This is a genomic window from Brevundimonas sp., assembly GCF_032055285.1.
Classification (GTDB): Bacteria; Pseudomonadota; Alphaproteobacteria; order Caulobacterales; family Caulobacteraceae; genus Brevundimonas.
The window spans coordinates 61,557-78,330 of record NZ_DAMBRE010000004.1 but is presented as its reverse complement, the minus strand read 5'-3'; the positions used below and the strand labels follow the sequence as shown (position 1 = coordinate 78,330).

The window sequence follows — 16,774 nt, the reverse complement described above, 5'->3', positions numbered from 1 at the left end:
GCCGCTGGGGCGTGCGACCCATGGCCTCGGCCCAGGCCGAGAAAAACCAGCACAGGTTATTGCGCTGACGGCTCCGCCCTCTAGGCAGGGAGGTTCCCGTCGCTCACCCGAGGTCAGACTGCTGATGATGTTGTTCCGTCGCCCGCCCGCGGGCTCGAAGACCGAAGCCTGGTCCGCAGCAGGACTGGCCCTGGTTCTGGCCTTCTTTCTGGCGACAAGCGGGGTGGCCTGGTTCAATGTCCAGGTGCTGAGGGCGAATAATCAGCAGATCATTCACACCCATCAGGTGATCGTCGCCGTCGACGATCTTTTATCGACCGTCCAGGACGCCGAGACAGGCCAGCGCGGCTATCTGCTGACGGGCAATCCTCTCTACCTGCAACCCTATGACATGGCCCCGGCCGCCGTGGAGCGGCGCCTGGAGGATGTGGCGCGCCTGACCCGGGACAACCCGGTGCAGCAGGCCCATCTGAGCCAGGTCCGCAGGCATGTCGACGCCAAGATGACCGAGCTGGACGCCACCATCCAGGCGCGCCGCAGCGAGGGCCTGCAGGCCGCTGTGTCCCGGATGAACACGGATCGCGGCAAGGCGGAGATGGACGCCATCCGCAGCGAGGTGAATCTGATGAGGCAGGAGGAGCAGAAGCTCCGTCTCGCCCGTCTCGAGGAGATGGACGCCGCCTATCGCACAGCCCTGGTCAGCGGCGTCCTGTCCGGCCTGCTGGGCGCGGGCCTGACCCTGGGCGTCTATGCCCTCATCCGCCGCAGCGCCCGTCAGAAGGCCCGCCAGGAGTGGATCCACAAGGGCCAGGTGGGGCTGGCGGACGCCATGATGGGCGATCAGTCCGTAGAACAGCTGGCGGCCAGCATCCTCGCCTATCTGGCGCGCTACGCCGATGTTCAGGCCGCCGCCGTCTTCAAGGGCGAGGGCGGCGTGTTCCGCCGTGTCGCGGACCTCGGCGTTCCCGCCGACGCGCCTGTCCCGGAGCGCTTCGGTCCGCGCGAGGGCCTGCTGGGGCAGGTCGCCGCCGAAGGGCGCGCCCTGACGGTGCCCGAGGTGCCGGACAACTATCTGACGATCGGCTCGGCGCTGGGACGCTCCAAGCCCCGGCACCTCGTCATCGCCCCGGGTCGCGCGGACGGCGAGATCAACGCTGTTCTTGAACTGGGCTTCCTTCGTCTTCCCGACGAGCGTCTCCTCGCGCTGCTTGAGGAAGCCGCGCCGCTGATCGGCACGGGATTGAGATCAGCACGCTACCGGGCCCGGTTGCAGGACATGCTGGAGGAGACCCAGCGGCAGTCCGAAGAACTCCAGGTCCAGAGCGAGGAACTGCGGGTCTCCAATGAGGAGCTGGAGGAGCAGGGGCGGGCCCTCAAGGAATCCCAGGTGCGTCTGGAACAACAGCAGGCTGAGCTGGAACAGACCAACAGCCAGCTCGAGGAGCAGGCTCAGGTGCTGGAAACCCAGCGCGATGATCTGGAGCGCGGATCCGCAGCCCTGGGGCTCAAGGCGAGGGAACTGGAGCGGGCCAGCCAGTACAAGTCCGACTTCCTCGCCAACATGTCCCATGAGCTGCGCACCCCGCTCAATTCCCTGCTGATCCTGTCGAAGCTCCTGGCCGACAACCCCGACGAGACCCTGTCGGAAGACCAGGTCAAATACGCCCGCACCATCCAGTCTTCGGGCAACGACCTGCTGACCCTGATCAATGACATTCTCGACCTGTCGAAGATCGAGGCCGGCCATATCCAGGCCCGTCCGGAGGCTGTGTCCCTGCAGCGCCTCGGCGATGACATCCGCCAGATGTTCCAGCCGGTGGCCGACGATCGCGGCCTCGCCTTCGAGATCGACCTGGGATCGGGCGATGACGGGCTCGAGACGGATCGCCAAAGGCTTGAGCAGATCCTGAAGAACCTTCTGTCGAACGCCTTCAAGTTCACCGAGAAGGGCAAGGTGATCCTGTCGGTCTCGGACGCCGGGCCGGACGAGGTGGCCTTCGCGGTCTCGGATACGGGCATCGGCATCGCGCAGGACCAGCAGACCAGCGTGTTCGAAGCCTTCCAGCAGGCGGACGGCACCATCAGCCGCCGCTACGGCGGGACCGGCCTGGGCCTGTCCATCTCGCGCGAACTGGCGCGCCTGCTCGGCGGCCGTATTGGTCTGGAAAGCCGGGCCGGCGAAGGCAGCGTCTTCACCCTGATCCTTCCTCGGACCTATGACGCCTCGCGCGTGGCGCCCAGAGAAGCGCCTTCCGGCGTGGCTCCGATCCCGGCGGCCCGGGCTCCGACCCCTCGAGCGGCGGAGGCGGCGACGCTCGCCCGGGCCCTGGACGATGACCGCGATCATCTGGCCGGGACACGTCGCCTGCTTCTGGTCGTGGAGGACGACGATCGCTTCGCCGCCATTGTCCGGGACCTGTCGCGCGAGATGGGGTTCCAGTGCATTCTGGCCGGGACGGCCCAGGAGGCTCTCAAGCTCGCCAAGCGCTATCGGCCCAACGCCGTCGTGCTGGACATCGGCCTGCCGGACCAGTCCGGCCTCACCGTCCTCGACGTGCTCAAGCGCGACGACGACACCCGCCATATTCCCATCCATGTCGTCTCCGCCGACGATCATAGCCAGACCGCCCTGTCTCTGGGGGCCGTCGGCTATGTGGTGAAGCCCGTGGGACGCGAGGCCCTGGCCGAGGTGCTGCGATCGCTCGAGGAGAAGCTGACGCGAACCGTGCGGCGCGTCCTCATCGTCGAGGATGACGTGGTTCAGCGCGAAGCGGTCAGCAAGCTGCTGGAATCGGGTGATGTCGAGACGGTGGGCGTCGGCACGGCCGCGGAGTGCCTCGAGCAGCTCAAGAGCCAGGCATTTGACTGCATGGTCCTCGACCTGACCTTGCCGGACGCGTCCGGCTTCTCCCTGCTGGAGACCCTCAGCCGCGAGGGCGGGCAGGGCTATCCGCCGGTCATCGTCTACACGGGTCGCGACCTGTCGCCGGAGCACGAGCAGCAGCTTCGTCGCTATTCCAGCTCCATCATCATCAAGGGCGCCAAGTCGCCTGAACGGCTGCTCGACGAGGTTTCCCTCTTCCTTCACCAGGTGGTCTCGGAGCTGCCGCCCGAGCAGCAGAAGATGATCCGCAAGGCCCGCCATCGCGACGCCGTGCTGGAAGGGCGACGGATCCTCATTGTCGAGGACGATGTTCGCAACATCTACTCCCTGACCAATGTCCTGGAGCCGCGCGGCGCCCTTGTCGAGATCGCGCGCAACGGCAAGGAGGCGATCGAGCGCCTGGAGCAGTCCGCCGAAGATGCCGAGCAGGCGATCGATCTGGTCCTGATGGACGTCATGATGCCGGTCATGGACGGCCTGGCCGCGACGCGCGAACTGAGGAAGGACCCGCGCTGGCGCGACCTGCCCGTTCTGATGCTGACGGCCAAGGCCATGCCCGACGACCAGGAGCGCTGCATGGCGGCAGGGGCGAATGACTACATGGCCAAGCCGCTGGACGTGGACAAGCTGCTCTCGCTCGTGCGCGTCTGGATGCCCCGTTGAACGCCGTCGCGCCCCATGCGGTGGAGGACATAGAGATCCAGCTTCTGCTGGAGGCCCTGTTCCAGCGCTATCATTACGACTTCCGTCACTATGCGCGGGCCTCGATCAAGCGCCGCCTGCTCCAGGCGCGCAGCCATTTCGGCCTGCCCAGCCTGACGGCCCTTCAGGAGCGCGTCCTGCATGATCCGGAGATGCTGCCGCGGCTGCTGGGTTTCCTGACGGTCCAGGTCAGCGAGATGTTCCGGGACCCAGCCTATTTCCGGGCCCTGCGCGAACAGGTGCTGCCGCACCTGCGGACCTATCCCTCCCTGAAGGTGTGGATCGCGGGATGCAGCGCCGGCGAAGAAGTCTATTCGCTGGCCATCCTGTTCCGCGAGGAAGGTCTTTTCGAACGGACGATGTTCTACGCCACGGACATCAATCCCGATGCGCTGCGGGCGGCGGAGGCGGGGGTCTATTCTCTGGATCGCATCCGCAAGTTCACCGAAAACCACCAGAAGTCGGGCGGGCGAACCTCGCTGTCGGACTACTACACCGCCGACTACGGCCGAGCGGTCTTCGACAAGTCCCTGCGGGCCAATGTCGTCTTCTCGGACCACAGCCTGGCGTCCGATGCGGTTTTCGGCGAAATGCAGCTGATCTCCTGCCGCAATGTGATGATCTATTTTGATCGCCCGCTACAGGACCGCGCCGTCGGCCTGTTCAAGGACTCGCTGGCTCGCAACGGCTTTCTGGGCATCGGATCCAAGGAGAGCCTGCGCTTCTCGCGGCACGCCGGCGCCTTCGCCGACTTCGTGCCTGAAGAAAAGATCTATCGCAGGCGCGAGCCATGACGCCTCATCCCGCCCGCGCTGTCGTGATCGGCGCCTCGGCCGGAGGCGTCCAGGCTCTGCTCGCCATCCTGCCGTCGCTTCCCGCCGACTTCAGCCTGCCGATCCTGGTGGTCCTGCACGTGCCCGCCGACCGCAGCAATGTTCTGGCGCCCCTGTTTGCGTCCAAATGCGCGCTCACCGTGAAGGAGGCCGAGGATAAGGAGCCCGTGGAGCCCAGCGTGGTCTATTTCGCCCCTTCCGACTATCACCTCCTGGTCGAGGCCGACGGCGCTCTGGCTCTCTCGTCCGACGAGCTCGTCAACTACTCCCGCCCTTCGATCGACGTCCTCTTTGAAAGCGCCGCTGACGCCTACGGAGCCGGTCTGGTCGGCATGGTTCTGACGGGGGCCAATGAGGATGGTGCGGCGGGGCTGAAGGCAGTCGCCGCCGCCGGCGGTCTGACCTTTGTCGAAGACCCGGCCACCGCCCATGCCCGCCCCATGCCGGAGGCCGCCCTGCGCGCCTGCCCGGTCGCACAAGTGATGTCGCTCGCGCGCATTCTCGAAGTTCTGAAAGGTCTAGGCCAGGCATGACGAGCCCTGACAAGCCGATCCACCTCCTTCTCGTGGACGATCTCGAGGAGAACCTCCTTGCCCTGGAGGCCCTGCTGAAGCGCGACGGCGTGGCCTGTCTCAAGGCCCGGTCCGGCGACGAGGCGCTGGAGCTTCTGCTGGTGCATGACGTCGCCCTCGCCCTGGTCGATGTGCAGATGCCGGGGATGGACGGTTTCCAGCTCGCGGAGTTCATGCGCGGCAACGCCAATGCGCGTCACGTGCCGATCATCTTCGTCACCGCCGGCAGCGCCGATCAGCAGCGGCGCTTCAGGGGCTATGAGGCCGGAGCGGTGGACTTCATCCAGAAGCCCGTCGAAACGGACATCCTGAAGAGCAAGGCGAAGGTCTTCATCGAGCTCTACCGCCAGAGGCAGGAGATCCTCTCGCATCGGGACGAGCTCAAGGCCTATGCGGCGGCCCTCAGCGCCGCAGACCGGCGCAAGAACGACTTCATCGCCATGCTCGGACACGAGCTGCGCAATCCCGTCATGGCCTTCCGGGCGGGGCTCCAGCTGCTGGAGAGACAGAAGGATCCGGAAAAGAGCGCGCTGATCCACGCCCGAATGGAGGTTCAGGCCCACCATCTGTCGCGGCTGATCGAGGATCTGCTGGACGTCGCCCGCATCGACCAGGGCAAGATCTCGCTTCAACGCGAGCGCGTGACGGTGCAGAGCATCATCGACTCGGCGGTGGACACCAGTCGACCCAAGATCGACGCGGGGCGCCATGACCTGACGGTGGACGTCCCGGGCGCGCCGATCTGGCTCGACGGCGACTTCACCCGCCTCTCCCAGGTGTTGAGCAATCTGCTGACCAATGCGGCCAAGTACACGCCGTCGGAGGGGCGGATCCAGGTGTCGGCCAACAGGGTCGAGGACCGAGTGCGGATCGATGTCGCGGACAACGGAGTCGGCGTGCCGCAGGAGATGCAGTCCCGGGTCTTCGATCTCTTCACGCAGTCGAAAGGGCCGGATGACCGGTCGCGCGAGGGGCTGGGGATCGGCCTCGCCCTGGTGCGCCAGCTGGTCGAAATGCATGAGGGCGCTGTCGAACTGGAAAGCGCCGGGGCGGGGGCGGGGAGCCGGTTCACAGTCTGGTTCCCGGTTGTCGGCTAGGCAGGCTCCGTCGGCTGTCGGACAGTCGGGAACCGGCTGAGCACCGAAAGGTTCGTACTGCGAATGTAGAGCTTGTCGGCCTCCGGAGGAGGTTGACGGCTCGAGACAGGAGCAGGGCATGCGCAAATGGGTCTTGGGGAGCGAGATACGGGCGAAAGCCGGTGGAAAGGAACAGCGGGCCCAGGATCGCGTCCGGCCTGTGGCGCCCCGGGAGGCCAGGGCTGCCGCCGTCGCCAAGGCGCGGGCTGTAGCGCCTGACCTGGCCGCGCGGATCGGCAGCACGCCCGCCACCAAATTCAGGGGGGATCCCGACATCTTCGGTCGGCTGGTCGAGGACCATGATCGCCATCGCGCGCTCCTGGCCATGCTGGAGGAGACGAAGGGGAAGTCTCCCGAGCGCGAGCGCCTTTTTGTGGAACTGGTTCATGAGCTGAAGGCGCATGCCGCGGCAGAGGAACAGGCGCTCTGGTCCAGCGTGCTGAGAAACCCGGACACCACGGACTTCGCCCGCCACGCCATCGCCGAACACAAGGAGATCGATGATCTCCTCGCGGATCTGGCCGCGCGGGACATGGCGTCTCCCGGATGGATCCGCCGTTTCGTCGCCCTGCGAGAAGAATACCTCCATCACATCCGCGAGGAGGAGCAGGAGCAGTTTGTCGCCGCTGAAGAGGTGTTGAGCCTCGCGGATCGCCGCTTCATGCGGACGGTCTTCAACAGGCGCAAGCAGGAAGAGAAGGCGGCCGCAGAGGTCGAAAAGAAGATCCGCCTCAAGGCCTGAGATGGGTATGGTGCTCATGGCGGGCCCGCCCCTGATCCTGCTGTTCTGGCCGCTATAGGCAGGACCGCGGAACCCCGGTCGCGAACGGCTCGTTTCCGACGCCATGACCTTCAAACGCGCCGTTCCCTTCTTCCTCGTAGCCGGTTCGGTTCTCGCCCTTTGCGCCTGCGCGTCGCTCGAGCGGGGTCCGGTCGGAAATCTCGCGGTCCCGCAGCCGGCGAAGCCCGTCGATCTGACCCGCTACGCCGGGCGCTGGTATGAGATCGGACGCTATGAGAACGGCTTTGAACGCGGATGCGAGGCGGTGACGGCCGATTATGAGGTGCGCGACGACGGTCTCGTCGGGGTGCTGAACACCTGCCGCCAAGGCGGGGTAGGTGGACCGACCAAGTCGTCGGCAGGCAAGGCCAGGGTAGTCGCCGCCAGCCAGGGGGCCAAGCTGAAGGTGTCCTTCTTCGGTCCCTTCTATCTGGGCGACTACTGGGTTCTGGATCACGCCGACGACTATTCCTGGTCGATCGTGGGGGAGCCGTCGGGTCGCTATCTGTGGCAGCTGAGCCGCGTCGCCGAGCCCTCGGCGGAGGTACGCAGCCTGATCGCCGAGCGGACCCGCGCCCTGGGCTATGATATGTCCATGATCCGGCCCACCCGGCACTAGGGCGCAGGACCTCGCCCTGGACGCCAGGGGGCGGTCAGTCGGGAAGGGACCTCTGATCGGGTCGCATCTTCTCGAAGGCGACCGCCGCAACGCGCCGCGCCAGGAGGTAGCCTGTGGGAGGACAGCGAAAAAGCCCGGCGAAGGCGGGGTCGCGCAGGTTGAGCCCCCCGGCATAGACGCCGAAGGCCGGCAGGATCAGGCGGCTGCCGTCCGATGCGAAGCAGGGGCGGCGAACAGAGCCTGCGGCGCCCTTGACGCGTGCGCAGGGATGAAGGTGTCCCGCGACCTCGCCCTCCACGGGGCCAGGGGTGGGCTCGTGGCGCAGCGAAAGGCCTGCGACCTCGACCAGGTCCGCTGTTTCGCCGCCCAGATCGCCTGCGCCTTCGGGGTCGTGATTGCCGACGACCCAGATCAGCCTGACCCTTTCCGCCAGGGCCCTGAGGCGAGCGCGCTCTTCCTGGCCGATACGCGTCGGAGCCTCACCGTCATGGAGGGTGTCGCCGAGCAGGACTACGGTTCGGGGGGCGAGGGTCGCGACCTCATGCTCCAGGCGGTTGAGGGTTTCGCGCGTGTCATAGGGGGGAAGGAGCTGTCCGCGGGCGGCGTAGGCGGATCCCTTTTCGAGGTGCAGGTCGGCGACCACCAGGGCGTGCTCCGCCGGCAACCAGAGGGCGCCGGAGACGCGAAACACCACGTCGGCTCCGGCCAGGCGCGTTGCGAAGGCGCCGTCGTCGGCCAGGCTTGAGACGTTCAAGACATGGCCTCGTCAATCAGGGCGGCGTCCTCCAGCATCATGTCCGCGGCGGTGGTCCCAGGCGCACGCTCCTTGCCGATCTCCATCAGCAGGGGCACGGCGAAGGGCGAAACATGCGCAAGCCTCTCAACCCCGATCCGGCCCGAGATGCGTGTGAGAAACTCGCCCAGGCGCGCGAGGTCGAGAAGTCCGCGCGCCGCATCCTCGCGCGCGCAGGAGAGGAGCAGGTGGTCCGGATCGTGTCTGCGCAAGGTGTCGTAGATCAGATCGGCGGAGAAGGTCACCTGCCGTCCGTTCTTCTCATGGCCGGGCATGCGGCGCTCGATCAGACCGCTGATCAGCGCACATTCCTTGAAGGCGCGTCTCACCATGAAACTCTCGTCCAGCCAGGCTTCAAGATCGTCCCCCAGCATGTCCTGTTGGAACAGGGCGTCGAAATCGAGGCTGTCCATGGGCCGCAAAGACCAGACACACAGAGCATAGTCGTTGGCGAGATATCCGATCGGCCCGACCCCGGCCCGGTCCAGCCGGCGTGTGATCAGCATGGCCAGGGTGGCGTGGGCCAGTCGGCCCTCGAAAGGATAGCAGACCATGTAGTGCCGTTTGCCGCGCCTGAAGGTCTCGACCAGGAGATCCTTTTCCCCGGGGATGCTTGAATGCGATTGCTGGGCGAACAGCCATTCGCAGACGTCAGGCGGCAGCCGCGACCACGAGGCCTGGTCGCTGATCATGCGCCGGACACGCCTGGCCAGGAAGGTGGAAAGCGCAAATCGGGAGCCGCCCCAGCTGGGAACCTTGGGCTGTTTGTCGTTCGAGCGGGTGACGATCGCATCCGTCGCCCTGACCCCTTCGAAGCGCCATATCTCGCCGGCGAAGAGGAAGCTGTCGCCCGGGGTCAGCTGTTCGAAGTACCACTCCTCGGCCTGGCCGATCTTGCGGCCGGCGCCGCGTCGGCCCGCAAGCCGGATGTTGAGGGTCTGGGCTGTGACGATGACGCCGACATTCATCCGGTGGCGTCGCGCCGTCTCCTCGTTGAGGACGCGCCAGCGGCCGTCGGGACCGCGTATGATCCTTCGGAAGCGATCATAGTTTCTGAGCGCATAGCCGCCTGTCGAGACGAAATCGACGACCTGCTCGAAGGCCTCCCAGGAAAGGCCAGCATAGGGCGCAGCCCGGCGCACCTCCTCATAGAGGTCCACAAGGTCGAAGGGCTCCGAACAGGCGCAGCCCATGACGTGCTGCGCGAGGACGTCTCTCGCCCCGATCCGGGGCGGATCCCCGTCGAGAGCGTTTTCAGCCACCGCCTCCGCCGCCGCCTGGCACTCCAGCATCTCGAAACGGCTGGCGGGCACCAGGATAGCGCGCGAGGCCTCGTCCAGCCTGTGGTTGGCGCGTCCGATCCTCTGCACCAGCCGCGAGGCGCCCTTGGGCGCCGCAAGCTGGATGACCAGATCGACTGCGCCCCAGTCGATGCCCAGATCTAGCGTCGAGGTGCAGACCACCGCTCTCAGTTCGTGGCGCGACATCGCCGCCTCGACCTTGCGGCGTTGCTCGGCTGAAAGGCTGCCATGATGAAGGGCGATCGGCAGGTTGTCGTCATTCAGCCGCCATAGCTCCTGGAAAGCGAACTCCGCCTGCCAGCGGGTGTTGACGAAGACCAGGGTGGTGCGCGCCGTCTTTATGGTCTCATAGACCTCGGCCATGGCGTGCTGGGCGGTGTGACCGGCCCAGGGGACCCGGTTCTGCGACAACAGAACCTCGAGCCGGGGCGACGCCCCGGCCTGGCCAAGGACGATGTCGTCGCCTCGGTCCGACAGCCAGCGTCTGACGCGGGCCGGGTCTTCCACGGTCGCCGACAGACCGACGCACCGGACGCCGGGCGCAAAAGTCCTCAGCCGCGCCAGCCCCAATGACAGCAGGTCCCCTCGCTTGGATCCGTGGATGGCGTGGATTTCGTCGATGATCACGCACTCCAGATCCTGGAAATAGTCGCGCGCGCCCTTCCAGGCGCAGAACAGGGCCAGCTGTTCAGGCGTGGTCAGCAGAATGTCCGGGGGGGATGTCCTCTGACGCTGGCGCCGGGCCTGGCCGGTGTCGCCCGTGCGGGACTCCACGAGGATGGGGAGATCCATGTCCCGGACCGGCGTCAGCAGGTTCCGTTCGACATCGACCGCCAGGGCCTTGAGGGGGGAGATGTAGAGGGTGTGAAGGATCTTGCGGCCCTTGCGTGGGCCGCGTTCGGCCAGTTGCAGCAGGCTGGGCAGGAAGCCGGCGAGGGTCTTGCCGCCGCCTGTCGGCGCCACGAGCAGGACATCGGCGCCGGCTTTCGCCTTGTCGATCATGTCCAGCTGATGGGGGCGCAAGGTCCAGCCGCGGTCCACGAACCAGTCGCGAAACGGCGCTGGAAGCTGGTGCGTCGGATCCGTTGCAGACGTCGTGATCCGATGAGGCTTGGCCATGGTTTGAGCAACCCTCCACAGGAGCGCGCGTTCCCTGAAGCGGAGGCGCAGGCTGTGCGTGTCGGGGGTTGAATGGCGAGGCTGACACAGAAGCGCGACCTGAGAAGCGGGCGATCTCTCTGGGCGGACAGCCCTTTTACGGGGGCGCCGGTTCGCCCTCTGAAGCAGGCCGTTTCGGTCGATGTCGCCGTCGTCGGAGCCGGGATCAGCGGCGCCCTGATGGCGCATGAGCTGTCGCGCGACCACACGCTGGCGGTCCTTGATCGCAGGCCGCCTCTGATGGGATCGACCATCGCCTCGACCGCTCTGTTGCAATGGGAGATCGATCTTCCACTGGAGGCGCTTGCGAAGCGCATAGGCCGGCCGAAGGCGCAGCGGGCCTATCTGCGCTCGCGGCGCGCGGTCGACGACCTGAAACAGATCATCGCCCAGGAGGGTATCCGTTGCGGCTACCGGGATCGCGACGCCCTCTATCTTGCGGGCGACGCCTATGGCCCCAGGGCCCTCGAAAGCGAGGCCGCAGCGAGGGCCGACGCCGGCCTGGAGAGCCTCTTCCTGCCGGCGGATCAGGTTCGTGATCGGTTCGGGATCGACCGAACCGGCGCCATCCTCAGCGGCGGATCGGCCAGCGCCGATCCTGCTCAACTGACGGCGGGACTTCTACGGCGCGCCCAGGCCCGGGGCGCGAGGCTCTTCTCACCGGTCGATGTGATCGAAGCCGTGTCGGACCCCGACGGGGTGACCTTGCTGACAAGCACCGGCTTCGCTGTACGGGCTTCAGCGGTGGTCTTCTGTTGCGGTTACGAACGTCCCAAGGGCGTGACCGCGCCTGACACCAGGGTGGTCTCGACCTGGGCGCTTGCGTCTACCCCGGGATTCTCCGGTCCAGCCTGGCTGCGAGACACCCTCGTCTGGGAAGGATCAGACCCCTATCTCTACATGCGCACGAGCAACGACGGGCGATTGATCGTCGGCGGGGAGGATGAGGATTCCGCCACCGCCCATGCCAGCCGAGCGCTTCTGGAACGCAAGACGGGGCGCATACTGGCCAAGCTGAAGCGCCTGCTTCCCGAGGTCGCGCTGGAGGTCGACTACGCCTGGGCCGGAGCTTTCGGAGAGAGCGCCAGCGGCCTGCCCCATATCGCGCCTGTACCAGGAATGGCCCACGCCTGGAGCGTCATGGGCTTCGGGGGCAACGGCATCACCTCCTCGGTGATCGCCAGCCAGGTCGTGGCGGCCTGGGTGAGGGGCGAGACTGACCCGGACGCGGACCTCTATCGTCCCTGACGAGGAGCCCGCGGGCGTCCGCGGCGTTAGGCTGACTCACTGCGGCCGGACCGGTCGAGTTCGGGACTGACCTATGATCTCCATGGCCGATGTGGTCGGCGTCGCCGCCGCCCTGTGCTCTGTCAGCAGTTTCGCGCCCCAGATTTACAAGATCTGGAAGGAGCGCGACGCCTCCAGCGTCTCGCTCAAGACCTACGCCCTTACCGTGAGCTGCTTCATTCTATGGGTATGCTACGGCCTGCTGACCGAGGCATGGCCCGTGACCCTCGCCAACGGCTGCGCCCTTGTCATGGCCAGCGGCGTCCTGATCATGAAATGGCGCTTTGAACGGAAGGGCTAGGGAGGGCCAACCGCGCTGGATCATTCAAGGTCGCGCGGCGGCTCGCCGCCTTCTGTCCGGTATCGGACTCTTCGGTCCTTAAGCGCCATGCCGCTGTCGCGGTCGGTCCGGTCGAGCCGGCGCAGTCCCCGAGGAACCCGGGTTTCGGGGGCGGGTTGAAAGAAGGCGTGTCGCCGGCCTTTCGCTCGATCCGGCGATGATCCGACATCAGGGAGATTTCGACATGCCCGCCAAATCCGCAGCCCAGCAGAAGGCGGCAGGGGCCGCCCTGGCCGCAAAACGGGGCGATGCGCCGAAAAGCAAGCTTCGGGGCGCCTCGAAGTCCATGGAGGAAAGCATGACCCGCAAGGAGCTGGAGGAAATGGCTTCGACCCCGCGCAAGGGCAAGCCGGAGCACACGGGCAAGTCGGCGTGATCCCTGGTTCCTTTGACCTCTTCGCACACCTGGGAGACGCCTGATGACGCAACCGGACAAACCGGCCGAACGCACCGGCCGCGAGGCCGAGAATGAAAATCTGCGCCCGCCGGAACGGGCCGGACAGCCTCCGCGGCCGGCGACTGAACCCAGGGGCTCCAAGGCCTCCGGGCTATCGACCGAGACCCGGACGGATCCGGGCTCGGGCGAGCCCAATCCCCGACACAAGGACAGCCGCTAGCCGAGGTCAGAGGGCGGCCGAGGGCGCATCAAGCATGGCTTCCAGCGTATGCAGCTCGTCCGCCTCCTTTGCCGGCTTGTCCCAGCGGATGCGGCTGATGCGGGGAAATCTCATGGCCACCCCGGACTTGTGGCGTTTGGACCGTTGCAGGCCCTCGAAGGCGACCTCGAGCACCAGGCCGAACTCGCGCGTCGCCGTGACGGAGCGGACGGGGCCGAAACGCTCGACCGTGTGCTCGCGTACGAACCTGTCGAGCTGTTTCAGCTCTTCGTCGGTGAAGCCGAAATAGGCCTTGCCCACCGGGGTGAGCACATGGACGCCGTCCGCATCCTCGGTCCAGACCCCGAAGGTGTAGTCGGAGTAGAAGCTCGAGCGCTTGCCGTGACCGCGCTGGGCGTACATCAGGACGGCGTCGATCAGACGCGGATCGCGCTTCCACTTGAACCAGGGCCCTCTGGGGCGGCCGGCCTCATAGACGCTGTCGAGCCGTTTCAGCATCAGCCCCTCCGCCGACTGCGGATCGCCCGGCGGCGGTTCGGCGCGACGGGCCGCCAGGTCTTCCCAGGTCCGGAAGGGAACGAGGGGCGACAGGTCGAAGCGGTCTGAGCCGATTTCGGCGACGAAGCCTACGAGGCGATTGCGGCGCTCGGCGAAGGGCAGGGCGCGCAGGTCTTCCCCGTCGGCGGCCAGAAGGTCGTAGGCGCGCACGCCCGCCGGGTGGCTGATCATCAGCCTGGCGTCCGCCGTCTTGCGGTTCAGTCTCTGCTGCAGGTCGCCGAAGGAAGCGACCCGACCGTCGCGCAGCACCAGAAGCTCGCCGTCGACGACCCCCTCATAGGCCAGGGCGGCCACGACATCGGGAAAGGCGGCGGACACGTCCTCGCCGGTTCGGCTGTAGAGGCGTTTGACGCCCCCTTCGCTGACCGCCTGGACGCGGATGCCGTCCCACTTCCATTCCGCGGCGTACTCGCCGGGGTCCAGCCTGGGCAGGTCGACGGCTTCGTCGATCGGTTGCGCCAGCATGACCGGGCGAAAGCGGCCGTGCGCCATGGCCGAGGGGCGCTCGGTCCTGCCGTCCAGCCAGGCCAGCAGGTCGGGATAGGGCGGGGTCTGGGCGTGCCAGACCTCCTGTATGTCGGCGACCTCGACCCCGCCGAAGTCCGCCGCCGCCATCCAGGCCAGTCGCGCCGAGACGCCGACGCGCAAACCCCCGGTCACCAGCTTCAGCAGGGCCCAGCGTCCGTCGGCGTCCAGGGCGTCCAGCCAGCCTTCCAGCAGGCCCTGAACCTCGCCGCGTTTGGCGGCGTTCAGGGTGTCGATCACCTCGGACAGTTCCGGCTCGCGGTTGGCGCCGTGACGGGCCGGCCAGATCAGGGCGACGGTCTCCGCCAGGTCGCCGACATAGTCGTAGGACAGGCGGAAGAGTTCGGGGTCGACCCGCCCCTCCACGACCTGACGGATGATGGCCGGCTTGGCGGCGGTGAAGGAGAGGGCGCCCGTCAGGGCGGCCAGGGCCCAGCCCCGGTCGGGATCGGGGGCGTCGGCCAGGTGGTCGCGGATCAGCCGCAGCTTGGCGTTGCGCGAGGCCGTGAAGGACAGCCGGTCGAGCAGGGCGGCGAAGGCGCGCATCAGTCGTCGTCCTCGTCTTCATAGCCGACCAGATGCAGGGCGCGCGCCGTCAGCCCCTGCAGTTCAGCCCAGCGGCGCAGGGCGTCGTCGCGGCCGTGGGTGATCCAGGTTTCCTGGGGCGACAGTTCGGTCAGGGTGGCGGTCAGCTCGTCCCAGTCGGCGTGGTCGGAAAGGATCAGCGGCAGCTCGACGCCGCGCTGGCGCACCCGCGCCCGGACGCTCATCCAGCCCGAGGCGAAGGCCGTGACAGGATCCGGGAAACGTCGGCTCCAGCGGTCAGCGATGGCGGAGGGCGGAGCGACGATGATGCGCCCGGCGAAGTCGGCCTTTGATCCCGTAGCCGGGGCGAGCGGTTCCAGATCGACGCCGAAGTGCTCATACAGCCGGTTCAGCCGTTCCAGGGCGCCGTGGACATAGATGGTCTCGTCATAGCCCGCCTCGCGCAGCAGCCGGATGACGCGCTGCGCCTTGCCCAAGGCGTAGGCGCCGACCAGATGGGCGCGTTCGGGAAACTGCTGGACCGAGCGCAACAGCCTTCCGATCTCCTGGACGTCCGGCGGATGGCGAAAGACCGGCAGGCCGAAGGTGGCCTCGGTGATGAAGACGTCGCTCGGCACGGGCTCGAAGGCGGCGCAGGTGGGATCGCGACGGCGCTTGTAGTCGCCAGAGGCGGTGATGGTCAGACCGCCCTGACGGACGGTCGCCTGGGCCGAGCCCAGAACATGTCCGGCCGGGGCCAGGGAGATCTCGACGCCGCCGACCTTGAGCCGCTCGCCATAGGAGAGGGCCTGGGTGCGCCCGGCGAAGTCAGCGCCATAGCGCTCGCCCATGATGGCCAGGGTCTCGACCGTGGCCAGGACGGCGCCATGTCCCGCGCGAGCGTGATCCGCGTGACCATGGGTGATGACGGCCCGGTCCACCGGACGCGGCGGGTCGATGTAGAAGTCGCCTGCCGGGCACCACAGGCCGGCGGGGGTGGGCTGGAGGACAGAGGCGAGACCTTGACCGGGCGTGGGCATGCGCTTTCAGGCGTCTCCTGGTGACGGCCGTCGGCTGCGGCGACAAGCGCGCCGAGGACGGCAAGGGAGAACGCGGCGGGCTCGTCTGCGTTGCGAGGGTCGGGTCGGCGGCCGGGTGGAACGTCGCGAGGGACGAGGACATTAGATCGGCATCCCCTGCGCCGCCCCTGGCCGGGACAGGCGCCACAACGAGGAAGCCCCATGTCCGATCGCCTCGCCATGCAGGATCCGCGCATCCAGTATCCGCGGCCGCCCTTTCCGCGCCAGCCCCAGGCCGAACCCGGTCTGGCGGGCCGGATGACGCCGCGGCCCGACCATGGCGAGGACAGCTATGTCGGACATGGTCGGCTGAAGGGACGCCGGGCCCTGATCACGGGCGGGGATTCCGGCATCGGCCGGGCGACCGCCATCGCCTATGCGCGCGAAGGCGCCGACGTCGCCATCGGCTATCTTCCGTCCGAGGAGGCGGACGCCGCAGAGGTGGTCGCCCTGATCGAGAAGGCCGGGGTGAAGGCCCTGGCCCTGCCAGGCGACGTCAGGGATGAAGCGTGGAATGCGGCCATGGTCGCGCGGGTGGTGGAGAATTTCGGCGGTCTCGACCTTCTGGTCGTCAACGCCGGCCACCAGCAGTACCGGAAGGATGTCGCGGAGGTGTCAACAAGCGACTTCGATGCGACGATGAAGACCAACCTCTATGCGCTTCATTGGCTTTGCCAGGCCGCCGAGCCGCATCTGCCGCCGGGCGCCGCCATCATCGCCACCGCCTCGATCCAGGCCTATGAGCCCTCGGACATTCTTCTGGACTACGCCACGACCAAGGCGGGGATCGTCGCCTACACCAAGGCTCTCGCCAAGCAGATGATTGGAAAGGGCGTGCGGGTGAACGCCGTCGCGCCGGGACCTTTCTGGACCGTGCTTCAACCCAGCGGCGGCCAGCCCCAGGAGAAGGTCGAGCAGTTCGGCGCCCACAGCGCCTTCGGCCGCCCCGGTCAGCCGGTGGAGATCGCGCCGGTCTATGTCCTGCTGGCCTCCCAGGAAGCCAGCTTCGTCACCGGCGAGGTCTGGGGCGTGACCGGTGGAGCCGGGATCGCCTGAGGACGACG

At 67.2% G+C, this 16,774-nt stretch carries 14 protein-coding genes; 10 read left to right on the top strand and 4 right to left on the bottom strand.

What is annotated here, in order from left to right; translation table 11 throughout:
* Positions 1-124: 124 nt before the first annotated feature.
* From RTY13_RS10530 to RTY13_RS10505, 6 genes are all read left to right on the top strand, one after another.
* Entirely contained in the window at positions 125-3,547 is a 3,423-nt protein-coding gene (locus RTY13_RS10530; RefSeq protein WP_312783274.1) for a response regulator, read from the top strand.
* A complete protein-coding gene (locus RTY13_RS10525) occupies positions 3,544-4,380 on the top strand; it encodes a CheR family methyltransferase (protein WP_312783273.1) in 837 nt (278 codons plus the stop codon). Before RTY13_RS10530 ends, RTY13_RS10525 begins: the two co-directional genes overlap by 4 nt.
* Positions 4,377-4,952, top strand: a complete 576-nt coding sequence (locus tag RTY13_RS10520; RefSeq protein ID WP_312783271.1) for a chemotaxis protein CheB — start codon at positions 4,377-4,379, stop codon at positions 4,950-4,952. The genes RTY13_RS10525 and RTY13_RS10520 overlap by 4 nt, the downstream gene beginning before the upstream one ends.
* Entirely contained in the window at positions 4,949-6,088 is a 1,140-nt protein-coding gene (locus RTY13_RS10515; protein ID WP_312783270.1) for a hybrid sensor histidine kinase/response regulator, read from the top strand. The genes RTY13_RS10520 and RTY13_RS10515 overlap by 4 nt, the downstream gene beginning before the upstream one ends.
* A gap of 118 nt (positions 6,089-6,206) precedes the next feature.
* The gene (locus RTY13_RS10510) at positions 6,207-6,869 is read left to right on the top strand and encodes a hemerythrin domain-containing protein (RefSeq protein ID WP_312783269.1); all 663 of its coding nucleotides are present in this window, start codon (positions 6,207-6,209) and stop codon (positions 6,867-6,869) included.
* A 103-nt stretch (positions 6,870-6,972) separates the two neighbouring features.
* Positions 6,973-7,527, top strand: a complete 555-nt coding sequence (locus tag RTY13_RS10505; RefSeq protein WP_312783268.1) for a lipocalin family protein — start codon at positions 6,973-6,975, stop codon at positions 7,525-7,527.
* A gap of 34 nt (positions 7,528-7,561) precedes the next feature.
* Here RTY13_RS10505 and pdeM read toward each other — a convergent pair whose 3' ends face one another.
* On the bottom strand, positions 7,562-8,281 hold the full coding sequence (gene pdeM / locus RTY13_RS10500) for a ligase-associated DNA damage response endonuclease PdeM (protein WP_312783267.1): 720 nt from the start codon (positions 8,279-8,281) through the stop codon (positions 7,562-7,564).
* Positions 8,278-10,740 carry a ligase-associated DNA damage response DEXH box helicase gene (locus tag RTY13_RS10495; protein ID WP_312783266.1) on the bottom strand — a complete coding sequence of 821 codons (2,463 nt, stop codon included), beginning with the start codon at positions 10,738-10,740 and terminating at the stop codon, positions 8,278-8,280. Before RTY13_RS10495 ends, pdeM begins: the two co-directional genes overlap by 4 nt.
* 72 nt (positions 10,741-10,812) lie before the next feature.
* Here RTY13_RS10495 and RTY13_RS10490 point away from each other — a divergent pair, with 72 nt between their 5' ends.
* The 3 genes from RTY13_RS10490 to RTY13_RS10480 all read left to right on the top strand — a co-directional run bounded on the left by RTY13_RS10490 (position 10,813) and on the right by RTY13_RS10480 (position 12,782).
* Positions 10,813-12,027 (top strand): FAD-dependent oxidoreductase, encoded by a 1,215-nt coding sequence (locus RTY13_RS10490; protein WP_312783265.1) that lies wholly within the window; start codon positions 10,813-10,815, stop codon positions 12,025-12,027.
* A gap of 73 nt (positions 12,028-12,100) precedes the next feature.
* On the top strand, positions 12,101-12,367 hold the full coding sequence (locus RTY13_RS10485; protein ID WP_409450305.1) for a SemiSWEET family sugar transporter: 267 nt from the start codon (positions 12,101-12,103) through the stop codon (positions 12,365-12,367).
* A 223-nt stretch (positions 12,368-12,590) separates the two neighbouring features.
* Positions 12,591-12,782, top strand: coding sequence for a DUF3008 family protein (locus RTY13_RS10480; protein ID WP_105562386.1), 192 nt, complete (start codon positions 12,591-12,593; stop codon positions 12,780-12,782).
* A gap of 247 nt (positions 12,783-13,029) precedes the next feature.
* On the opposite strand, the gene RTY13_RS10475 is transcribed toward RTY13_RS10480, so the two are convergent.
* Both RTY13_RS10475 and RTY13_RS10470 read right to left on the bottom strand, forming a co-directional pair.
* A complete protein-coding gene (locus RTY13_RS10475) occupies positions 13,030-14,652 on the bottom strand; it encodes a cisplatin damage response ATP-dependent DNA ligase (protein ID WP_312783264.1) in 1,623 nt (540 codons plus the stop codon).
* Positions 14,652-15,671 (bottom strand): ligase-associated DNA damage response exonuclease, encoded by a 1,020-nt coding sequence (locus RTY13_RS10470; RefSeq protein WP_312783262.1) that lies wholly within the window; start codon positions 15,669-15,671, stop codon positions 14,652-14,654. Before RTY13_RS10470 ends, RTY13_RS10475 begins: the two co-directional genes overlap by 1 nt.
* A gap of 201 nt (positions 15,672-15,872) precedes the next feature.
* Between RTY13_RS10470 and RTY13_RS10465 the strand changes: the two genes are divergently transcribed.
* On the top strand, positions 15,873-16,766 hold the full coding sequence (locus tag RTY13_RS10465; RefSeq protein ID WP_312783261.1) for an SDR family oxidoreductase: 894 nt from the start codon (positions 15,873-15,875) through the stop codon (positions 16,764-16,766).
* Positions 16,767-16,774: the final 8 nt, after the last annotated feature.

Coding starts and splice junctions, on each gene's coding strand:
- RTY13_RS10530 (WP_312783274.1), top strand. CDS start 125: ATGATGTTGTTCCGTCGCCCGCCCGCGGGCTCGAAGACCGAAGCCTGG.
- RTY13_RS10505 (WP_312783268.1), top strand. CDS start 6,973: ATGACCTTCAAACGCGCCGTTCCCTTCTTCCTCGTAGCCGGTTCGGTT.
- RTY13_RS10485 (WP_409450305.1), top strand. CDS start 12,101: ATGATCTCCATGGCCGATGTGGTCGGCGTCGCCGCCGCCCTGTGCTCT.
- RTY13_RS10520 (WP_312783271.1), top strand. CDS start 4,377: ATGACGCCTCATCCCGCCCGCGCTGTCGTGATCGGCGCCTCGGCCGGA.
- RTY13_RS10510 (WP_312783269.1), top strand. CDS start 6,207: ATGCGCAAATGGGTCTTGGGGAGCGAGATACGGGCGAAAGCCGGTGGA.
- RTY13_RS10490 (WP_312783265.1), top strand. CDS start 10,813: ATGGCGAGGCTGACACAGAAGCGCGACCTGAGAAGCGGGCGATCTCTC.
- RTY13_RS10495 (WP_312783266.1), bottom strand. CDS start 10,740: ATGGCCAAGCCTCATCGGATCACGACGTCTGCAACGGATCCGACGCAC.
- RTY13_RS10475 (WP_312783264.1), bottom strand. CDS start 14,652: ATGCGCGCCTTCGCCGCCCTGCTCGACCGGCTGTCCTTCACGGCCTCG.
- RTY13_RS10465 (WP_312783261.1), top strand. CDS start 15,873: ATGTCCGATCGCCTCGCCATGCAGGATCCGCGCATCCAGTATCCGCGG.
- RTY13_RS10470 (WP_312783262.1), bottom strand. CDS start 15,671: ATGCCCACGCCCGGTCAAGGTCTCGCCTCTGTCCTCCAGCCCACCCCC.
- RTY13_RS10480 (WP_105562386.1), top strand. CDS start 12,591: ATGCCCGCCAAATCCGCAGCCCAGCAGAAGGCGGCAGGGGCCGCCCTG.
- RTY13_RS10515 (WP_312783270.1), top strand. CDS start 4,949: ATGACGAGCCCTGACAAGCCGATCCACCTCCTTCTCGTGGACGATCTC.